Source organism: Nisaea sediminum (assembly GCF_014904705.1).
GTDB lineage: Bacteria > Pseudomonadota > Alphaproteobacteria > Thalassobaculales > Thalassobaculaceae > Nisaea > Nisaea sediminum.
On record NZ_JACZCQ010000013.1, the window covers coordinates 39,422 to 58,099 of the forward strand.

The window sequence follows — 18,678 nt, forward strand, 5'->3', positions numbered from 1 at the left end:
TCCGTTCAGTGCCCCTGCCGGGCGGTTTCGATGCGCCCGTTCCGGGCTTCTTCGATGAAAGTCTGCAGCTCGCCATATCCGCAATAGCGGTATTCGAAGGCCAGGCCGAGCCGTTCGGCGGCCTGTGCCGCTTTCGCCTTCAGGCGTTCGTCCTCCGTCTGGGCAATATAGACCAGTGCTGTGTAATTCCCGAAATACATGTCCCGGAGCTCCGGGAACCGGTCAAGGCCGAGACCTTTCACAATCAGCCGGTCGAAGTGCCGGACGAGGTAATCGGTCAGGAAGAACCGGGCCGGATCGGCATCCGTCATCCGGGTGAATTCGTCTGTCCCCATGAAGAACTGGTAGCAGTGCGGCCCTGCGATCCGTTCGACGCCGAACTCCTCGATCACCGCGTCGACCTCGCCGCCCGTGCCGCAATCGCCATAGGCGACGAACACGCTGTCATAGCCTGACGCTGCCTTCAGCTTGCGGCGGAGGCCGGGTGCGATCTTTTCCGGGTGATTGTGCCAGATGGCGGGCAGGCAGGTGATGTCGAGCGCGTCCCAGCCGGTCGCCTCCTTCAGGGCGACCAGCTCGCGCCCGAGCGCGCCGCAGGCCACAACCAGGGCCCGCGGCATTGCTTGCTCTGTCGTCGGAGCGGCCATCGCCGCCCCGCTCAGCTGACGCCCATGGCGGCCGAATTGGAGCGGTCGCGCTCGGCGATCAGCTTCTTCGCCATCTCCACCGCGACGGCCGCATCGCGGCAATAGCCGTCCGCACCGACATTCTCGGCGAAGGCCTCGTTCAGCGGCGCGCCGCCAACGAGGACGATGTAATCGTCGCGGATGCCCTTTTCCTTCATGGTGTCGATCACGACCTTCATGTAGGGCATGGTGGTGGTCAGAAGCGCCGACATGCCGAGGATGTCCGGCTTGTGCTCCTCGATCGCCGCCAGATAATTCTCGACCGGGTTGTTGATCCCGATATCGATCACTTCGAACCCGGCGCCTTCCATCATCATCGAGACGAGGTTCTTGCCGATATCGTGGATGTCGCCCTTGACCGTACCGATCACCATCTTGCCCATCCGCGGCGCGCCGGTCTCGGCGAGCAGCGGGCGCAGGATGGTCATACCGGCCTTCATGGAGTTGGCCGCCATCAGAACTTCGGGCACGAAGAGGATGCCGTCTCGGAAGTCGATGCCGACGATCCGCATGCCTTCGACCAGCGCCTCGGTCAGGACCTTGTAGGGCGTCCAGCCGCGCTCGAGCAGAATGTTGACGCCTTCCTCGACCTCGTCCTTCAGGCCGTCATAAAGGTCGTCGTGCATCTGCTGCACGAGTTCTTCGTCGTCCAGTTCCGACAGAACGATATCGTCTTCTTCGGCCATATCGCCTCCACGCGAAAACCGCCCGGGATCCGAGCTTTCTCACAACAAGTACGGTGCAAACGTCCTACCTCTATGCTTGCGGGCGACACCAAGTGTCGGTAGCGCGACCACGCGGGGACAATCAAAAGCTGGCCAATCGCGTCACCGGATAGTACTTCAAGACAAAATTCTACGAAAAGTTAAACGATTGGAGACCGCCTTGCTGCTTGTCACAGCCGTCGACGGCCCTTCAACCGCGGAGGTCGGTTCCGTCGCGCGTTACACGGCGACCGCCTTCAACCAGCCGGCCCCTTCCGAAAGCGATCTTGCCCTGATCAACTGGGAGGTGCGTTGCGACGGCGTCCGCGTGGCCCGCGCGATGAATGCGGGACCCCGGTTCGATTTTTCGATTACGCCGGAATATGCCGGACGCACCCTGATCGTGATGCCGTTTGCAAACAGCCCGACGGAAAGGGTCTCCGTCACCACCCGGATTGCCGGCGCCCAGCAAAAGATCGATCGGCCGGCGGAGGTGACGCTCAGGATCGACGGACAGCGCTATTTCGCGCAGGTGAACGGCGGCGCCGAGTTCTTCGTCGGCAGCGACGTTTCCTACCAGCAGCGCCGCGGCCTGATGAACACGACGCCGGGAACCAATGTCTTTGCGCCGCAGGACTACCGCGAGCAGTTCGGTTTTTGGGCGGACGTGATCACGCCCACGGCGATATGCGAGAGTCAGGGCAGTTTCCATTGCCTCAATACCTATGACCGCGCCGCCTTCACCTTCGGCTTCTATCAGGAAGCCGCACACGAGCCGGACGAGAATTTCGTGCTTCTGCTGCGCCGTTTCCTGCTGCTGCCGGAAGCTGCGTTCTATTTTCCCGATCTGACGCTCGCCGGAGGACATGTCGCGCAGAAGACGCCGGACGGCACGGTGCAGATCGAGGACAGGAGCAGCAGCGAAGCGCTGATGAACTACCTCAATCCCGACGCGGACAAGGTCGGCGAGCAGGAAGCCGAGATCGCGGCGAAATTCGTCCATTGGGCGGAAAACAGCGCGGACAACAGGGCGACCCAGGTGGTCTTCACGATCGAGCAGCAGCGGCAGAAGTTCGCCGACTATGCGCGGCGCTACGATCTGGACGGAGCGGAGGACAGCGTCTGCATTGTTGTCGCCGACATCCGCCATCAGGGCCGGGCGAAGAGCAGTGTGATCGAACAGGCGCTTGCCGCGTCCGATCCTTTGAATTCCCTGCTGGAGATCGGCGCCGACAACTACCCGGAACGCATCCGGACGCTGCGCAATGAAATCGGCCGGATGACCGAGGAAGGCATCCTCGGTCATCACAGCTACAGCCTGACCAATCGGGACTTCGTGCTCGACTAGGCGACTTCCCGCGTGTCCATGCGTGCTTCGCCGTCATGTAGGAAACATGCCTTGGTGAAGAGCGTCAGGTCGACCGGGTTCGGCAGCCTCACATCCGCCAGTCCCGGGAGGCCGGCGGCGCCCCGCTCGAACGCACGGTCGATCTGGGAAATCAGCACCAGAATGTGTCCCGACGAGACGACAAAGCGCTTCAGATTGCGGATCTGGACACCGATTTCAGGATTTGTGCGCCGCTGGTCCAGAAGCTGCAAGTAGTCGATGACAGAGAGCGTGCCGCGCGGTGAGTCCGACAACCGCGCGATGATATGCGCGGCGCAGATTTCGTCGGAGGTATCGAGCGCGAAGGCGTTGGCGGCAGACGCGCCGGCACCCAACGATCCAAGGCTCCGGGCGACATCTTCCTCGTGATAATCGAGGGTAAAGAATGTGCCGCCCCGGCCGGTTTTCGCGGCCTCCAGCAGCAATCCCAGTCCGAGCAGCGTCTTGCCGTGACCCGGCCGCGCGCCGAGCAGAACCGTGTCGCCCGGCTCCAGTTGCGCGTAAAGGTCGGCTGCCGGCCGGTGCTCCCGCCCGACCCGGGCGGCAAGCTGGCTCCAGCTTCGGAAGCCTTCAATGACGGCGATCCGGTCGAGCGCCTTGTTGAGGGGAATGCCTTCCGCACGGGAGAGCAGGCGGGCCTGGCGTTTCAGGCGGAAAAGCGGTGCAGAGAGTTTCATTGCGGAACCTCCTGATGCGGACGAAATCGCAATCCCTCCTTATGCGCATGCCCGGTCAGCGGATCCGAGAAGTGAGATGCCCCGCATGTCGGATGCTTTCCCGTTGGAGGGGGGAGGCCCGGGCCGGACCATGAAATGAAGTCTAGGACCGGTAACAGACAGACTCAAGCCCGTCAGACGCCTGCCTTCAGTGTATGCGCGTGATTGAGCGGTCCGTGCCCATGGCCGTAGCCCGGCGCGCTGAGGATCGCCTTGCGGACATAGTCGCGCGCCCGGGCGACAGCCTCCTCGACGCCGAGCCCCTGGGCGAGGCCCGCCGCGATGGCGGAAGCGGTGGTGCAACCGGTGCCGTGGGTGTGGGCGGTATCGATCCTCTGCCCGCGGAACTCAACCGGTTCCTTATCTTGGGAGATCAGGATATCGACCAGCTCGCTGCCCTCCATGTGCCCGCCCTTCATCAAAACATGCTTCGGGCCGAGCTTGAGCAGGGCTTCCCCCGCCTTAAGCATGTCGTCGCGGCTCTTGATCTCGCGCGCGGTCAACAGCGCCGCTTCCGGGATGTTCGGCGTCAGGATGGTCGCGCGGGCCACCATCTTGCGCTTCATCGCCTCCAGCGCCTGGGATTCGAGCAGCGGATGCCCGCCTTTCGCCACCATCACCGGATCGACGACCAGCGGCACGTCCCGCGCGAAATCGTCCAGCGCCTTGCGCACCGTCTCGATCACCGGGATCGAGTGCAGCATGCCGGTCTTGATGCAATCCGCGCCGAGATCGGTCAGCACGACCTCCATCTGCTTGCGGATGAATTCCTCATGCACCTCGTGGACGTCGTGGACACCCTCGGTGTTCTGCGCGGTCAGCGCGGTGATCGCCGTCATGGCGAAGCCGCCGAGCCCGGTCACCGCCTTGATGTCCGCCTGGATGCCGGCGCCGCCGCCGGAATCGGAACCGGCGCAGATCAGCACGCGTCCACGGATCTCGTGCAGACCGCTCATGTCGACGGAATTATCCTGCGGCACGTTCAATCTCCCGTGCGATGTCGTTCACCACGGCCTCGACGAGCTTGCTGTCCTCGCCTTCCGCCATCACGCGGATCAACGGTTCCGTTCCGGATTTCCGGATCAGGACGCGACCGCTGTCCGCGAGGCGCGCCTCGCCTTCGGCGATTGCCGCCTTCACCGCATCGGTGCCGAGCGGCGGCTCGCCCGAATAACGGACGTTCTTCAACAATTGCGGCAAGGGTGTGAAGATCGAGGCGACTTCGCTCATCGGCCGGCCGGAGGAAATCAGCACCGCGAGCACCTGCAGCGCCGCGATCAGCCCGTCTCCGGTCGTCGCATGATCGCTCATGATCATGTGCCCCGACTGCTCGCCGCCGAGATTGAACCCCTCGGCGCGCATCTGCTCCAGCACGTAGCGGTCGCCGACCTTGGTGCGGTGCATGCCGATGCCGATCCCGGCGAGATATTTCTCAAGGCCGAGATTGCTCATCACCGTGGTGACCAGCGCCCCGCCCTTCAGCATTCCGGCCTCGGCCCAGGAGGTGGCGATCAGGCCCATGATCTGGTCGCCATCGATGATCCGGCCGCTTTCGTCCGCCATGATCAGCCGGTCCGCATCGCCATCGAGCGCGATGCCGAGATGGGCGCCGCTTTCGACCACGGCGTTGCACATCGCCTGCGGAGCGGTCGCACCGCAGCCCGCATTGATGTTGGTCCCGTTCGGCTGCACGCCGATCTCGACCACTTCGGCCCCGAGTTCGAACAGCACCCGCGGCGCGACCCGGTAGGCCGCCCCGTTGGCGCAATCGACCACGAGTTTCAGCCCGTCGAGGCGCAACCCCTTCGGGAACGTGTTCTTTGCGATCTCGATATAGCGACCTTGGGCATCGTCGAGCCGCCGCGCGCGCCCGAGCCTGTCCGCCGGCGCCCGATCGCCGGCATCGAGGCGGTCGATCCGGTCCTCGATCTCCTGCTCGACCTCATCGGAAAGCTTGAAGCCGTCCGGCCCGAACAGCTTGATGCCGTTATCCTGATAGGGATTGTGCGAGGCCGAAAGCATGACGCCCAGATCAGCCCGGAGTGAGCGGGTCAGGCTCGCCACCGCCGGCGTCGGCAACGGTCCGAGCAGCACCACGTCCATTCCGATCGAGGTAAAGCCCGCCACCATAGCGGGCTCGAGCATATAGCCGGAAAGCCGCGTGTCCTTGCCGATCACGGCCAGCGGCCGGTGCCCGGTCTTCGGCGCCCCATTGCTGTGGACGAAATGGCGGCCCGCAGCCATGGCCACCCGCAGCGCGGTTTCGGCGGTCATCGGCTCGCTGTTGGCCGTGCCCCTGATGCCGTCGGTTCCGAAAAGAGATCTGGTCATGGAGTACCGAACAAGTGTGACGATTGACGATCGGGGCGCAGTCTACCGCTCTCCGGCAACCGCCGCCCATATTTTTAGCGCCTGCGCCGTCTCGGCGACGTCGTGCACGCGCAGGATCTGCACGCCCTGCTCGATCCCGGCGAGCGCTGCCGCGAGGGAGCCTGGAACCCGTTGTTTCGCTGGCTCTTCCCGGCTGAGCAGACCGATGAAGCGCTTGCGCGAGACGCCAAGCAGAACCGGACATCGAAGTCCATGGAGCAGACCGAGCCGGGCCAGAACCTCGAGATTATGCCTGGCGTTCTTGGCGAATCCGATGCCGGGATCGACGATCATGCGCGCCCGGGCGATGCCGTCCCGCTCGGCCTCGAGCACGCGCGCCTCGATCTCCTCGAGAACCTGCAGGGGCGAGAAATCGTAGACCGCCTCTCCCTGCATGCTCTGCGGTTCGCCGCGCATATGCATCAGCATCGCCGGAACGCCCGCCTCCGCGACGATGCGGCGGCTCTCCGGATCTTTGAGCCCGGTCACGTCGTTAACGATGTCGGCTCCCGCATCGAGAGCCGCACGCATGACGTCCGGGCGGCGGGTATCGACGCTGATCACCGGGCGTTTGGCTCCCGCGCGGCGGCGGATGCCCTCGATCACCGGCACGACACGGCGCAGCTCCTCATCGACCGGGACCGGGTCCGCACCCGGACGGGTCGACTCGCCCCCGATATCCAGGATGTCGGCGCCCTGCATCAGAAGCTCGAAGGCATGGTCGACAGCGACGTCACGCTCAGCGAAGTCACCGCCGTCGGAGAAGCTGTCGGGGGTCACATTGACGATGCCCATGACCAGCGGCCGGCCCTGCGGCAACCCGCAGAGCGGTGCGCGCGCCGCTGTCAGCGCGAGCATTTCCGCCTCGAAGGCGTCCGCGAGACCTTCTCCGGCCGACCATTCCGCAGCGATGCCAAGCGGAACCGGTCCGATCAGATGGATCGCCTCGCCCGAGCGCGCAATGATTTCGACAGTGGTGAAGGCGCCGGGTCCGCCCGCGAGCGGCCGGGCAACGCCGGCATCGGCAAGGCGCGCGGCACTCTCGCCCCAGAGCAGCCCATCCGGACGCAGGCGCAGCCGCGCTCCGGATGGCAAAAGGCCGCGCCGAAGCGCGGCCTCTCGAAGGATTTCGGCCATCGGTCTATTCGCCGGGTTGGGGATCGGGCTCCAGCCCACCGCCTGGCTTGCCCTTGCCCTCGGCACCCCCGGTCGGAACGGAGGACCGGCGTCCGGCGCCCGGTTTCGGCCCGTCTTCCTTGTTCTCCTTGTGCAGGCTCTCGCCCGCCAGCAGAGCCTTGATCTCGTCGCCGGAGAGGGTCTCGTACTCAAGCAACCCCTTGGCGAGAGTTTCGAGCTCGTCGTGATTGTCCACGAGGATCCGGCGCGCGTCCGAATAGGCTTCGTCGACGATCCGGCGGATTTCCTCGTCGATCACCTTCGCGGTCGCATCGGAAACGTTCTTCTGCTGGGTCACGGAATGACCGAGGAAGACCTCCTGCTGGTCCTGCGAATAGGCGAGGAAGCCGAGCTTGTCGCTGAGCCCCCACTCGGTGACCATGCGGCGCGCCATATCGGAGACCATGCGGATGTCGGAGGAGGCACCGGTGGTGACCCGCTCCTCGCCGAAAATGATCTCTTCCGCCAGACGACCGCCACAGGCGACGCGCAGGTCGGCATAGAGTTTGGCGCGGGAAAGCGAGATCCGGTCGCCTTCCGGCAGGCGCATGACCATGCCCAGCGCGCGGCCGCGCGGGATGATGGTCGCCTTGTGGATCGGGTCGCTGTCCGGGCAGTGCAGCGCGACCACGGCGTGACCGGCCTCATGATAGGCGGTCAGCGCCTTTTCCTCGTCGGTCATGACCATGGAGCGGCGCTCCGAGCCCATCATGACCTTGTCCTTGGCTTCCTCGAACTCGGCCATGCCGACCACGCGCTTGCCTTTGCGGGCGGCGAGCAGGGCGGCCTCGTTCACGAGGTTGGCGAGATCGGCGCCGGAGAAGCCCGGGGTGCCGCGCGCGATGACCTTGGCATCGACGTCGGGCCCCAGCGGAACTTTCCGCATGTGAACTTTGAGAATGCGCTCGCGGCCGAGAATATCCGGGTTCGGCACGACGACCTGACGGTCGAAGCGGCCGGGACGCAACAGGGCCGGATCGAGCACGTCCGGGCGGTTGGTCGCGGCGATCAGGATCACACCTTCGTTCGCCTCGAAACCGTCCATCTCGACCAGCAACTGGTTCAGGGTCTGCTCGCGCTCGTCGTTGCCGCCGCCGAGACCGGCGCCGCGGTGACGGCCGACCGCATCGATTTCATCGATGAAGATGATGCAGGGCGCGTTCTTCTTGCCCTGCTCGAACATGTCGCGGACACGGCTCGCGCCGACGCCGACGAACATCTCGACGAAGTCGGAACCGGAAATGGTGAAGAAGGGCACGTTCGCCTCGCCGGCGATGGCGCGGGCGAGCAGCGTCTTACCGGTGCCCGGAGGGCCGACGAGCAGACAGCCCTTCGGGATCTTGCCGCCGAGACGCTGGAAGCGCTGCGGGTCCTTCAGGAATTCGACGATCTCCTCGAGCTCGGTCTTCGCCTCGTCGATGCCGGCGACATCGTCGAAGGTCACCCGGCCGACCTTCTCAGTCAGCAGGCGGGCGCGGCTCTTGCCGAAACCCATGGCCTTGCCGCCGCCGCCCTGCATCTGACGCATGAAGAAGATCCAGACGCCGATGAAAAGCAGCATCGGGAACCAGGAGATCAGGATACCGAGCAGACCGGACATGCCCTCTTCCGGCGGAGCCGCGGAAATCCTGACGCCGCCCTCGCGCAGCCGGTCCACGAGGCCCGGATCGTTCGGCGCGTAGGTCGCGAAGTTCCGGCCGTCGTTGAAGTGGCCCTTGATGGTGTTGCCTTGGATCACGACGTCGGTGACGCGGCCCTGTTCGACGGCGCCAAGGAAATCCGAAAAGGCGAAGTTCGGATAGCTGCCGGTCTTGTTCGAACTGTTGAACAGGTTGAACAGCGCGACGAGCAGGACGCCGACGATGATCCACAGTGCGAGATTCTTGCCGAAATTGTTCACGCTGATCGTGCCTCGGTAGGGTTCCTATACAGCCGGAGGCCCATTCTTAGACTTTCGCTCCGGCCCTGTCATCCCTGCTCGCCCGGAACGCATCTGCGACCCAGGGTACGGCGGGACGAAATTCTATTTGAAGACGGCCGTCTTCCGACTGCGCCGCATCTGTCCACGTCTCCGGAAAGTGGGGGGCAAAGAGACGCCCGTCAAGGTCGGTGACCGCCGGAAGCGAGCATCGGACACTCTCGGGCAGCGCCAGCGCCGACCCTGCCGGAGGCCGCAGACGGCGCAGGCGGCGGTCGCCCGCGCGGGTCAGCATATGTACCCAGGCAGGCCGGTCCTCGCGCCAGATGACGTCGAAGCGACCGTCCCAGCGTAACCCGGCGCCGGCCCCGACAATCCGGGGCCGCAGGCCGCGTGGCGTCTCCCGCACGATCCAGATGCCGTCCTTTTCCGTTCTCCAGACCAGGCACCCGGCGAGCGTGACACGCGAGAAGCCGCCCTCGGAGACCCAGCGCTCGAGCCGCGCCAGACTTTCCCCACGCGGCGGATGGCCTCCCCCGCCGACGGATTGCAGCAGGCCGGAGAGCAGTTTGCGACGCAAGGCCGCGGGCAGCCCCTTGAGCGTGATCGGGTCGAGGCGCACGAAACCGCGCGGATCGAGCTCTCCCGCCTCCCGAAGGAAGGAGGCTAGCGTGCCGTCGCTCCAATCCCGGAGCCGGGAGAACACCGATGCCACACGATGGAGCACCATCGCGTCCAGACCGGCGGCGCGACGGCCGTCCGCCTCCTGGCGCACCCTGACCCGCTCGAACTTGCGGTTCCGGTTGCTCGGGTCCTCGATCCAGGCCTGGGCTTCCGTCACACAATGGGCCCTGAGGCGCTGCGGCGAAATACCGAGCAGCGGCCGATAGACGGGGAATTCCGCGTGCATTTGACGCATCCGAATTCCCGCGAGCCCGTCGGGACCGCTGTCCCGGCCAAGCCGCATGACCATGGTCTCGGCCTGGTCTTCGAGATGATGCGCGAGGAAAATTCCCCGGGCCCCAAGCTCCCGGGCACGACCCGTCATGAGCGCGAACCGGGCCGCGCGCGCCGCCGCCTGAACGCCAGCTACCGGCTTGCCCGCGGACCAGCGGAGGATATCGGACGCAATACCGCGGGCTTGCAGCCAGCCGGACACACGGGCGGCTTCCGCCGCGGACTCCGCCCGCAGCCCATGATCCACGATGAGGGCTCGGAACCGGTGCCCATTGGCCCGGCACCAGCGATCAAGGAGCAGGCAGAGGGCCATGCTGTCGGCACCGCCGGAAACACCGGCGAGAAAGAGCGACGGTGGCGCGTCGGTCAAGGCCGGCTCAACGGCCCGGATCAGCCGGCCGAACTCGTCCTCGCCGACCGGCGCGACGCCGATCTCGGCGCTCTCCCGCCGTCCGGGCCGGAGATCAGCAGCCGATGCGTTTGCGCTCGGCATCCGCCCGGCGCTTGATATTGTCCGACGCATTCGGGAAATCGGCCCTCAGCTTGTCGAAGGTGACGCAGGCATCGTCCTTGCGATCCATACGGGCGAGGGAAAAGCCGAGCTTCAAGAGATTGTCCGCGGTCTTCGAACTGCCCGGGTAATCGGTGTAGCCGGTCGCGAAGGTCTTGGCCGCGAGAGGGAAGTCCTTGCGCACGTAATAGGTCTCGCCCAGCCAGTACATGGCATTGCCCGCAAGCGGGCTCTTCGGGTGGCGCTCGAGAAACAGGCTCAGGGCCTTCTCGGCGGAGTCGAAATCCTGCTTCTGCAGATAGGCGAACGCGTGCTTGTACTGTTCCTCCGGCGTCCCGTCCGGGAGGATCTGTCCGGCCGACGGAGCACTCGCCACCGCCTCGGGCTTGCTCGCCGCCGCGCCGCCCTCCGGTGCGGGCAGCTGGGCCGTTCCCTCGTCCACAGCCTTGATCTCGGCCTGGCTCAAGGTCCCCAGAACCCCCTGACCCTGCCCCGGAACAGGCGCAGGCTCAGCCTGCGGAGCCTGGGCGATCGCGCCGCCACCTGGACGGGGTTCGCCGGACTGAACCGGCGCGCCGCCCTGCTCCAGCGCCTGCAGCCGGAAATCGATGTCGCGCACCAGCCGGTCGAGGCGTCCGGAATTCTGCTCGACGCGGAACTCGACCTCCTCGATCTTGCCGGTCAGCGAGCGGATCAGCGTTTCCAGCTGCTGCAGACGCACTTCGACGCGCGCGGCATAGCTGGTGTCGAGCGATCCCGATTGGCCCCCCGCAGAGGCGGAGGACCCGGAGCCGCGGGTGATGGGAGCCGGGCTGACAGGTGTCGCCGTAATCCCGGTTCCGGCGCCGCCGGCCCCCGGAGTCGAGAGCGTGTTGCGATAGAGCTGGCGCTGCAGGTCCTGCATGTCCCGCTCCATCCGGTCGAGCCGGTTAAGCAGATTCTGCACATCCTGCGCGGCGGCAGACCCGATCGACGTCATGGCTATCGCGACAGCCGCGCCGAACAGACAGAACCCGCGCACTCCGTACCGCCTGATCATACTTCAAACTCCCGGCCTCTGATTTACCGCAAAGCCCAGTATCGCCCGATATTCGAGCAGGAATATGGCATCGATGCGGCTGATCGCACCCGATGCCCTGCACCTCAAAAGACGACGCGCCGGTCTGGAACCCCAGACCGGCGCGGTCCTATTCACGTCAACCGGCAGAACCTTAGTTGATGGTGGTCACACCACGACGGTTCTGGGCCCAGGCTTCCTCGTTGCTGCCGAACGCAACCGGACGCTCTTTGCCGTAGCTGATGGTCGCGATACGGCCCGCATCGATACCGAGCGCGACCAGATAGTCCTTCGCCGCGGTGGCACGACGCTCGCCGAGGGCGAGGTTGTATTCACGGGTACCGCGCTCGTCACAGTGACCTTCGATCGTGACCGTCACGCTCGGGTACTTGCGCAGCCAGAAAGCCTGGCGCTCAAGCGTCGTACGCGCTTCAGACGACAGGTCGTATTTATCGAAGTCGAAGAAAACCCGATCACCGACTTCCGCGACAAACTCCTCGCGGGACCCTGCTACGGGGCCGGACGGCGCCGCGCTCGTCGCAGGCTGGTTCGCAGCCGGCACAGTCGATCCCGCGCCGCCCGACTGGGAAGCAGTCTCCTGGTCGGTCGAGCACGCGGCAACGAGCAACGCCGCGGCCACGATTGAAAGAAACTTCTTAGCCATTCTAAAACACCCCCACGGAAGTGAGCCTTCGATCCAAGTTAACGGTCGTGCCCCTGCGACTCATAGCTGGACGCGCCAATCCTTTGTGTTGTTTAACAGATTTCAACACGTTGGGATAGCCGCTCGTTATCGGATTCGCTCGATCGCGCGCAATATATTTGCCCGCAGTCAGGGAATCAAGGGCGACCATGCGGGGTCGGAAGCGTCCACCGGAGTGACAATTTCGCGCTCGTTATACCCTGTAAGGTCAATGGAATAGAGTCTGGTTTTGCCACCACGACCGGATGAATCCGATGGGAACTGCTTGAAATATATCAAAACTCTCCCGTTCGGGGCCCAGGTCGGAGCCTCCACGAGATAGCCTTGCGCCAACAGACGCTCGCCGGTTCCGTCGGGCCGCATGACACCGATATAGAACTGCCCGCCCGCCATTTTGGTGAAAGCGATCAAGTCCCCGCGTGGCGACCAGACCGGCGTGGCATAGCGCCCCTTTCCGAAACTGATTCGCTGCACGTTCCCGCCGCTTGAGTCCATCACGTAGATTTGTTGCGTGCCGCCCCGGTCGGAGTTGAAGGTGATCTGCGAGCCGTCCGGCGAAAAGGTCGGCGAGGTATCGATTGACGGGCTGTCGGTCAGGCGCCGGACCCTGCGGGTCGCCAGATCCATCGTGTAGATGTCGGTGATGCCGTTCCGCGCGAGGCTCATGATCACCCGGTTGCCGTCCGGCGAGAAACGCGGTGCGAAGGTCATGCCCGGGAAATCACCGAGAACCTCCTGCTGTCCGGTCTCGATATTGAAGATGTAGACCCGCGGCTTGTCGTTGTAATAGGCGAGATAGGTGATCTCCTGCAGGGTCGGCGAGAAACGCGGCGTCAGCACGAGATCGCGGCCGTCAGTCAGGAAACGGTTGTTGGCGCCGTCCTGGTCCATGATCGCGAGGCGCTTGGTCCGGCGGTCCGGCGGGCCGCTCTCCGCGATATAGACAATACGGGTGTCGAAATAGCCACTCTCGCCGGTCATGCGCTGGTAGATCGCATCCGAGATGATATGCGCGACGCGGCGCCAGTTCGCGGGCACCGTGGTATAGGCATTCGCGACCATCTGCTGTTCCGCAAAGACGTCCCAGAGCCGGAACTCGACCTTCACCGCCCCGCTGGCCTCGAAGCTTACCGCGCCATGCACAAGGGCCTGCGCGTTGATGATCCGCCAGTCACCGAACCGTGGCAGTGCGCTCAGCGAGACATTCTGCTGGATGAAGGCCGACTTGCTGATCGGCGCAAAGAGGCCGGAACGCTCCAGGTTTGCCGCGATCACCGCCGCAATGTCGCGGCCGATCTGGGCGCTTTCACCGTTGTTACCGGTAAAGTCCGCGATCGCCACGGGCAGCGGATCGACCTTGCCCTGGGTGATATCGATCCGGAGCTCGGCGCGTGCCGTGCCGGCGAAGCAAAGCGCGGCGAACAGGGCGGGCAGGAGCAGACGCCAGAACAGCGCGGCAGGTGAAAATTCGGCAGTCCGGGACAGTCCAGCGAACCTCATGATCGGCCTCTCAAGTCGGTCGTGATCGCAGATCTTCACAGCAGATCCCTCGGATTGAAGGTCATGGTGATGGTCTTCCATGCCTCGTATTTTTCAGGCGGCAGCGGAAGCTTGCCGCAGCTCAGAACCGCGCGCCGCGCACTCTCGGCGGCGGTGCGGAAGAAAGTGTCGCGGGAAAGACGCGACTGATCGACGATGCGAGCGTCCCGCACGCTGCCGTCGGCGTTCATCTGCAGCGCGATCTCGATATAGAGATCCCCGGCATCCTTGGCGCCGGCCGGCACGTTCCAGCATTGCGCGATCTGCCGGCGGACGGCGTCGATCTCGCTGACGGAGACCTTGTTCTCCGGATCGAAGGCCTTGTCGGAGCGGCTGCGCGCGGGCGCGTTCAGCTTCGCCAAGACGTCCTTCAGCGGATCGGTCTTGTCCTCTTTCTTCTTCTCTTCCTCTTTCGGCTTGGCCGCGACCGTCGGCTCGGTCTTCTCGAGCGTCTTCAGCAGACGCGAGAAATCCTGCTTCTTGTCGTCCTTCTTCGGCTTCTCCGCCGTGTCCTTCGGATCCGGCACGGGAGCGCGCGGCTTCGGGCGCGGCTTGGGCGCCGGCTGCGGCGCCTGGGCGACCTTCTCCGGTTCCGGCTCCTTTGCAGGTGCAGGCTTCGGAACCGGCGCCGGTTCCGGCTCGGGGGCCTCGGCGACGGGTTTCGGTGCTGGCTCGGGCGCCGGGGCGGGCGGGGGCGGAGGCGGCGGAGCTTCGGCCTGAGGCGGCGGAGGCGGAGCTTCCTTCGGCTCGGGCTTCGGCGTTTCGGGCTCCGGCTCCTTGGGCTTTTCAGGCTCGGCCGTCACGGTCGGGGTATTCGTCACCTCGGTGATCGGTACCATATCGACGATCACCAGCTGCTCCGGAAGGATGTCGTCGTTCCGGAGCTGGGGCAGGCCGAACCAGGCGATGGCAAAGACCGCCGCGTGCAGGCCGACAGATATGGTGAGCCCCGTGCGCATGGTGTCAGCGCGTTCCCTTCATCGTGTCCGGAATCTCGGCAAGCAGGGCGACCTTGGTGAAGCCGGCGGCACTGATCAGCCCCATCACTTCCATCACCGTGCCGTACTGGATCGCCTTGTCGCCGCGCACGAAGATACGCACGTCGGGTCGCTGTCCGGTGACCGCGTTCAGCCGCGGCACCAGGTTTTCGCGCGGCACCTCGGTTTCCTGCAGGAAGATCACGCCCTCCGCATTGACGGAGACCACCAGCGGCTCGACCTCGTCGGTGAGCTGGGCCGCTTCGGTCTTCGGCAGATCCACCGGCACGCCGACGGTGAGCAGCGGCGCCGTCACCATGAAGACGATGAGCAGCACGAGCATCACGTCGACCAGCGGGGTCACGTTGATCTCACTGAGCGGGCGGTAGCGGTTCCGCCCCTTTCCGCGCCCGTTTCCGATCATGGAAGCGGCCATGGCTCAGCCCCCCTCGTCGAGCTGGCGCGAGAGGATCGAGGCGAACTCGGCCGAGAAGCTTTCCAGACGGCCTGCGAAACGGCCGAGGTCGGTCGAGATCTTGTTGTAGGCGATGACCGCCGGGATGGCGGCGATCAGACCGAGCGCGGTGGCGAAGAGCGCCTCGGCGATCCCCGGCGCGACGACCGCGAGCGAGGTGTTCTTGGTCGCGGCGATGGACTGGAAGCTGTTCATGATCCCCCAGACCGTGCCGAACAGGCCGACGAAGGGCGCGACCGAGCCGACCGAGGCAAGGAAGGTCATGTGCTTTTCCAGCCGGTCCATCTCCCGGCCGATCGAAAGCTGCATCACCTGCTCGATGCGCTGGCGCAGGCTCGCCCGGATCTCCGAACCCTTGGAGGTCAGCCCCTTGGCGGCCGAGCGGCGCCATTCCCGCATCGCGGCGGAGAACACAGCCGTCATCGGATCGCCGGGCTGCCCGCCGATCCGGTCATAAAGGTCCTCAAGCGAGCCGCCGGACCAGAAGCTTTCCTCGAAATCCTCGGCCGCCTTGGAGAGACGGCGCAGCTTCAGCGTCTTGTCGACGATGATGGCCCAGCTCCAGACCGAGGCCAGGATCAGGATGACCATCACGGTCTTCACGATCCAGTCCGCGGCCAGGAAGAGGCCCCAGATGCTCATGTCGGTGGCGGCCGTACCCCCAAGCGCTACGGTGTCGACGACTGTCTGTTCCATCTAGATGCTAATCCCCGGATTTCTGAACGTCCGCCTTCGGCGGTTCCTGGTTCGTCCCAGCCATGATCGGACGGTCCAGTTTTTCCCGGACCGATTTCGGGACCCTGACAGGCCGGCCCTTGGCGTCGATGCACGCGATCGTGCTTGCGACCCGAACCAGATGGCCGTCAGTTCCCGTTTTTCTGATTTCCTGTTCCACCTCGAAGGAGGCGCCTTTCGTCTCCGCGATCCGCGTCGCGATCTCGAGCGCATCGTCCAGACGGGCCGGCAGGCGGAAATCGATGACACTGCGCCGAACCACGAAAAAAACGCCTTCAGCATCGGAAAGTTCCGACTGGGAAATACCGAGATCTCGGAGATATTCCGTCCGACCGCGCTCGGCAAAGCGCAGGTAGTTGGCGTGATAGACGACGCCGCCGGCATCCGTGTCCTCGTAATAGACCCGGGCGCGGAGCACATGGGCGCCATCCGCCGTGAACGAGGTCACCGCAGGCATCGACTTGCGCTCAGACATCGCACCCCTCGGGATCGTCCTCGAGCAGGGTCATCTGCGCGACTTCGGCCGGCGTGCGATTCGGCGCGGCAAGACCGAGATAGCGGTAGGCGGCCTCGGACAGCACCCGGCCGCGCGGTGTCCGCTGCAACAGGCCCTGCTGGAGCAGATAGGGTTCGATCACTTCCTCAATCACGTCGCGCTGTTCGGAAAGCGCGGCGGCCAGTGTTTCCGCCCCGACCGGTCCACCGCCGTAATTCTCGGCGATGCAGCGCAGATATTTCCGGTCCATCGCATCCAGTCCGCGCTCGTCGATATCGAGCCGGTTGAGCGCGCCGTCGGCCGCCTTCTGGCCAATCTCCTCGACCCCGGCGACTGCCGCAAAGTCGCGCACCCGGCGCAGCAGGCGCCCGGCGACGCGCGGCGTGCCGCGGGACCGGTTTGCGATCTCGGTGGCACCGTCCGGCAGCAGGTTCATGCCGAGCAGGGACGCACCGCGCATGACGATGCTCTGCAGCTCCTCCGGGGTGTAGAATTGCAGCCGCAACGGAATGCCGAAGCGTTCGCGGAGCGGCGTCGTGATCAGGCCGGAGCGCGTGGTCGCCGCCACCAGCGTAAAGGGTGGCAGATCGATGCGGATCGAACGCGCGGCCGGCCCCTCGCCGATTATGAGGTCGAGCTGAAAGTCCTCCATGGCGGGATAGAGCACTTCCTCTACGGCAGGATTAAGGCGATGTATCTCGTCGATGAAGAGCACGTCGCGGGCCTGCAGATTGGTCAGAAGCGCTGCGAGATCGCCCGCCTTTGCGATCACCGGACCCGAAGTCGCACGGAAGTTCACCCCGAGCTCGCGGGCGACGATCTGCGCCAGCGTTGTCTTGCCGAGACCGGGCGGGCCGAAGAACAGCGTGTGATCCATCGCTTCTTCGCGGGCTTTGGCAGCCTCGATGAAAACCTTGAGGTTTTCCCGGCTCTGCTTCTGGCCGACGAAATCGTCGAGCGTGACCGGCCGGAGCGCCCGTTCCGGGGTATCCTCGACGGAGCGCTCCCCATCGACCAGGCGGCCGCCCTCCTCGTCTTCCCAGGCACTCACGAGGCGAGCTCCTTCAGACCGCCGGTGATGAGCTGGTCAAGCCCGGCATCCGCGCCGGCGGACTTTGCCGCGGCGTGGACCGCGCCATAGGCCACGCTGCGGTCATAGCCGAGATTGACGAGGGCCGAGATCGCGTCCGCCACCGCAGCGGACTCCTTCGACGTCGCCTTGCCCTTTCCGGCGGCTGCCGGCGCGGCGGCGTCCGCTCCGAGGGAGACGTTCACCGCCTTGTCCTTCAGTTCGTTGACGATGCGCCCGGCCAGCTTCGGCCCGACCCCGTCGGCGCGGGTCAGCATCTTGGCGTCGCCGGCCGCGACGGCCCGGATGATCTCGTCCGGCGAGAGCGCGGAGAGGATCGAGAGGGCCGCCTTGGCGCCGACACCCTGAACCGTCTGCAGCATCCGGAAGCAATCCTGCTCCGCCTTGTCGGCGAAGCCGTAGAGATGGATATGGTCTTCGCGGACATGGGTCTCGACATGGACCGAGACCTCGCCGCCGCGGTCGCCGAGGCGTCCGAGGGTCCGGCTGGAGGCGAAGATCAGATAGCCGACGCCGCGGACATCGATGACCGCCGAGCCGTCGCCGAAAGAGTCCAGGATCCCGCGCAGTTTCGCGATCACAGCCCCATCTCCTTCCTGAGCGCCGCCTGCACGGCCTTCTCATAGCCGCCGGTCGCGGATTGCTTGCGGATCCGGGAGACCCCGACAGAGTCGCCGAAGGCATGACGGCTCTGGGCGAAATGTGCGTGGCAGATCGCGACCGCAAGCGCATCGGCCGCATCCGGGCTTTCGAAGGCGGCATCCGGCAGCAGCTTGGTCACCATGACCTGGATCTGGTCCTTGTTGGCGTGCCCGGCCCCGACCACGGTCTTCTTCACCCGGTTCGGCGCGTATTCCGTCACCCGCATCCCCTTCTTGGCCGGGGCCAGCAGCACGGCGCCGCGGGCAAGCCCCAGCTTCAGGGTCGATTCCGGGTTCTTGTTGACGAAGGTCTCCTCGACCGCCGCCTCGTCGGGGCGATGGCGTTCGATGATCTCAAGCACGCCGTCATGCAGCTCCAGCAGCCTCTCGGCGATGCTCAGGGAGGCCGTCGACTTCAACGTCCCGTTGGCGACATGACGCAGACGATTGCCGTCCACGTCGATGACGCCCCAGCCGGTGAAACGGAGGCCCGGATCGAGACCGAGAAGCCTCATGTCAGCAGCATCTCCCCAGTTTACG

At 65.2% G+C, this 18,678-nt stretch carries 19 protein-coding genes; 1 reads left to right on the forward strand and 18 read right to left on the reverse strand.

The genetic code is table 11. From position 1 onward, the window contains the following. Positions 1–5: 5 nt before the first annotated feature. Entirely contained in the window at positions 6–620 is a 615-nt protein-coding gene (locus tag IG122_RS21260) for a DUF1638 domain-containing protein (protein WP_226893830.1), read from the reverse strand. A 38-nt stretch (positions 621–658) separates the two neighbouring features. Further along, the gene (locus tag IG122_RS21265; protein ID WP_193188438.1) at positions 659–1,372 is read right to left on the reverse strand and encodes a corrinoid protein; all 714 of its coding nucleotides are present in this window, start codon (positions 1,370–1,372) and stop codon (positions 659–661) included. Between the two features lie 199 nt (positions 1,373–1,571). Here IG122_RS21265 and IG122_RS21270 point away from each other — a divergent pair, with 199 nt between their 5' ends. Continuing rightward, entirely contained in the window at positions 1,572–2,738 is a 1,167-nt protein-coding gene (locus tag IG122_RS21270) for a hypothetical protein (protein WP_193188440.1), read from the forward strand. Here the strand turns inward: IG122_RS21270 and IG122_RS21275 are convergent. From IG122_RS21275 to ruvC, 16 genes are all read right to left on the reverse strand, one after another. Then, a complete protein-coding gene (locus tag IG122_RS21275; protein ID WP_193188442.1) occupies positions 2,735–3,454 on the reverse strand; it encodes a DNA helicase in 720 nt (239 codons plus the stop codon). The genes IG122_RS21270 and IG122_RS21275 overlap by 4 nt on opposite strands. 173 nt (positions 3,455–3,627) lie before the next feature. After that, entirely contained in the window at positions 3,628–4,449 is an 822-nt protein-coding gene (gene thiD, locus IG122_RS21280; protein WP_193188701.1) for a bifunctional hydroxymethylpyrimidine kinase/phosphomethylpyrimidine kinase, read from the reverse strand. A gap of 10 nt (positions 4,450–4,459) precedes the next feature. After that, on the reverse strand, positions 4,460–5,824 hold the full coding sequence (gene glmM / locus IG122_RS21285) for a phosphoglucosamine mutase (protein WP_193188444.1): 1,365 nt from the start codon (positions 5,822–5,824) through the stop codon (positions 4,460–4,462). A gap of 42 nt (positions 5,825–5,866) precedes the next feature. Next, positions 5,867–7,000, reverse strand: coding sequence for a dihydropteroate synthase (gene folP / locus IG122_RS21290; RefSeq protein WP_193188446.1), 1,134 nt, complete (start codon positions 6,998–7,000; stop codon positions 5,867–5,869). A 4-nt stretch (positions 7,001–7,004) separates the two neighbouring features. After that, the gene (ftsH, locus tag IG122_RS21295) at positions 7,005–8,939 is read right to left on the reverse strand and encodes an ATP-dependent zinc metalloprotease FtsH (RefSeq protein WP_292886913.1); all 1,935 of its coding nucleotides are present in this window, start codon (positions 8,937–8,939) and stop codon (positions 7,005–7,007) included. A 46-nt stretch (positions 8,940–8,985) separates the two neighbouring features. Next, positions 8,986–10,407, reverse strand: coding sequence for a tRNA lysidine(34) synthetase TilS (tilS, locus tag IG122_RS21300; protein ID WP_193188448.1), 1,422 nt, complete (start codon positions 10,405–10,407; stop codon positions 8,986–8,988). Continuing rightward, positions 10,379–11,464 carry a tol-pal system protein YbgF gene (gene ybgF, locus IG122_RS21305; protein ID WP_193188450.1) on the reverse strand — a complete coding sequence of 362 codons (1,086 nt, stop codon included), beginning with the start codon at positions 11,462–11,464 and terminating at the stop codon, positions 10,379–10,381. Before ybgF ends, tilS begins: the two co-directional genes overlap by 29 nt. Before the next feature lie 172 nt (positions 11,465–11,636). Beyond that, positions 11,637–12,146 carry a peptidoglycan-associated lipoprotein Pal gene (gene pal, locus IG122_RS21310; protein ID WP_193188452.1) on the reverse strand — a complete coding sequence of 170 codons (510 nt, stop codon included), beginning with the start codon at positions 12,144–12,146 and terminating at the stop codon, positions 11,637–11,639. 168 nt (positions 12,147–12,314) lie between these two features. Further along, positions 12,315–13,685, reverse strand: a complete 1,371-nt coding sequence (gene tolB, locus IG122_RS21315; RefSeq protein WP_193188454.1) for a Tol-Pal system beta propeller repeat protein TolB — start codon at positions 13,683–13,685, stop codon at positions 12,315–12,317. A 35-nt stretch (positions 13,686–13,720) separates the two neighbouring features. Further along, positions 13,721–14,683 (reverse strand): energy transducer TonB, encoded by a 963-nt coding sequence (locus IG122_RS21320; protein ID WP_193188456.1) that lies wholly within the window; start codon positions 14,681–14,683, stop codon positions 13,721–13,723. Between the two features lie 4 nt (positions 14,684–14,687). Further along, on the reverse strand, positions 14,688–15,137 hold the full coding sequence (gene tolR / locus IG122_RS21325; RefSeq protein WP_193188458.1) for a protein TolR: 450 nt from the start codon (positions 15,135–15,137) through the stop codon (positions 14,688–14,690). A gap of 3 nt (positions 15,138–15,140) precedes the next feature. After that, a complete protein-coding gene (gene tolQ / locus IG122_RS21330) occupies positions 15,141–15,872 on the reverse strand; it encodes a protein TolQ (protein WP_193188460.1) in 732 nt (243 codons plus the stop codon). Between the two features lie 7 nt (positions 15,873–15,879). Further along, complete coding sequence (gene ybgC, locus IG122_RS21335) at positions 15,880–16,386, reverse strand: tol-pal system-associated acyl-CoA thioesterase (protein ID WP_193188462.1); 507 nt, start codon at positions 16,384–16,386, stop codon at positions 15,880–15,882. Then, a complete protein-coding gene (ruvB, locus tag IG122_RS21340; protein WP_226893836.1) occupies positions 16,379–17,425 on the reverse strand; it encodes a Holliday junction branch migration DNA helicase RuvB in 1,047 nt (348 codons plus the stop codon). The genes ybgC and ruvB overlap by 8 nt, the downstream gene beginning before the upstream one ends. 29 nt (positions 17,426–17,454) lie before the next feature. Beyond that, positions 17,455–18,078 (reverse strand): Holliday junction branch migration protein RuvA, encoded by a 624-nt coding sequence (ruvA, locus tag IG122_RS21345; protein ID WP_193188466.1) that lies wholly within the window; start codon positions 18,076–18,078, stop codon positions 17,455–17,457. Beyond that, entirely contained in the window at positions 18,075–18,653 is a 579-nt protein-coding gene (gene ruvC, locus IG122_RS21350) for a crossover junction endodeoxyribonuclease RuvC (RefSeq protein WP_193188468.1), read from the reverse strand. The genes ruvA and ruvC overlap by 4 nt, the downstream gene beginning before the upstream one ends. Positions 18,654–18,678 lie beyond the last annotated feature (25 nt).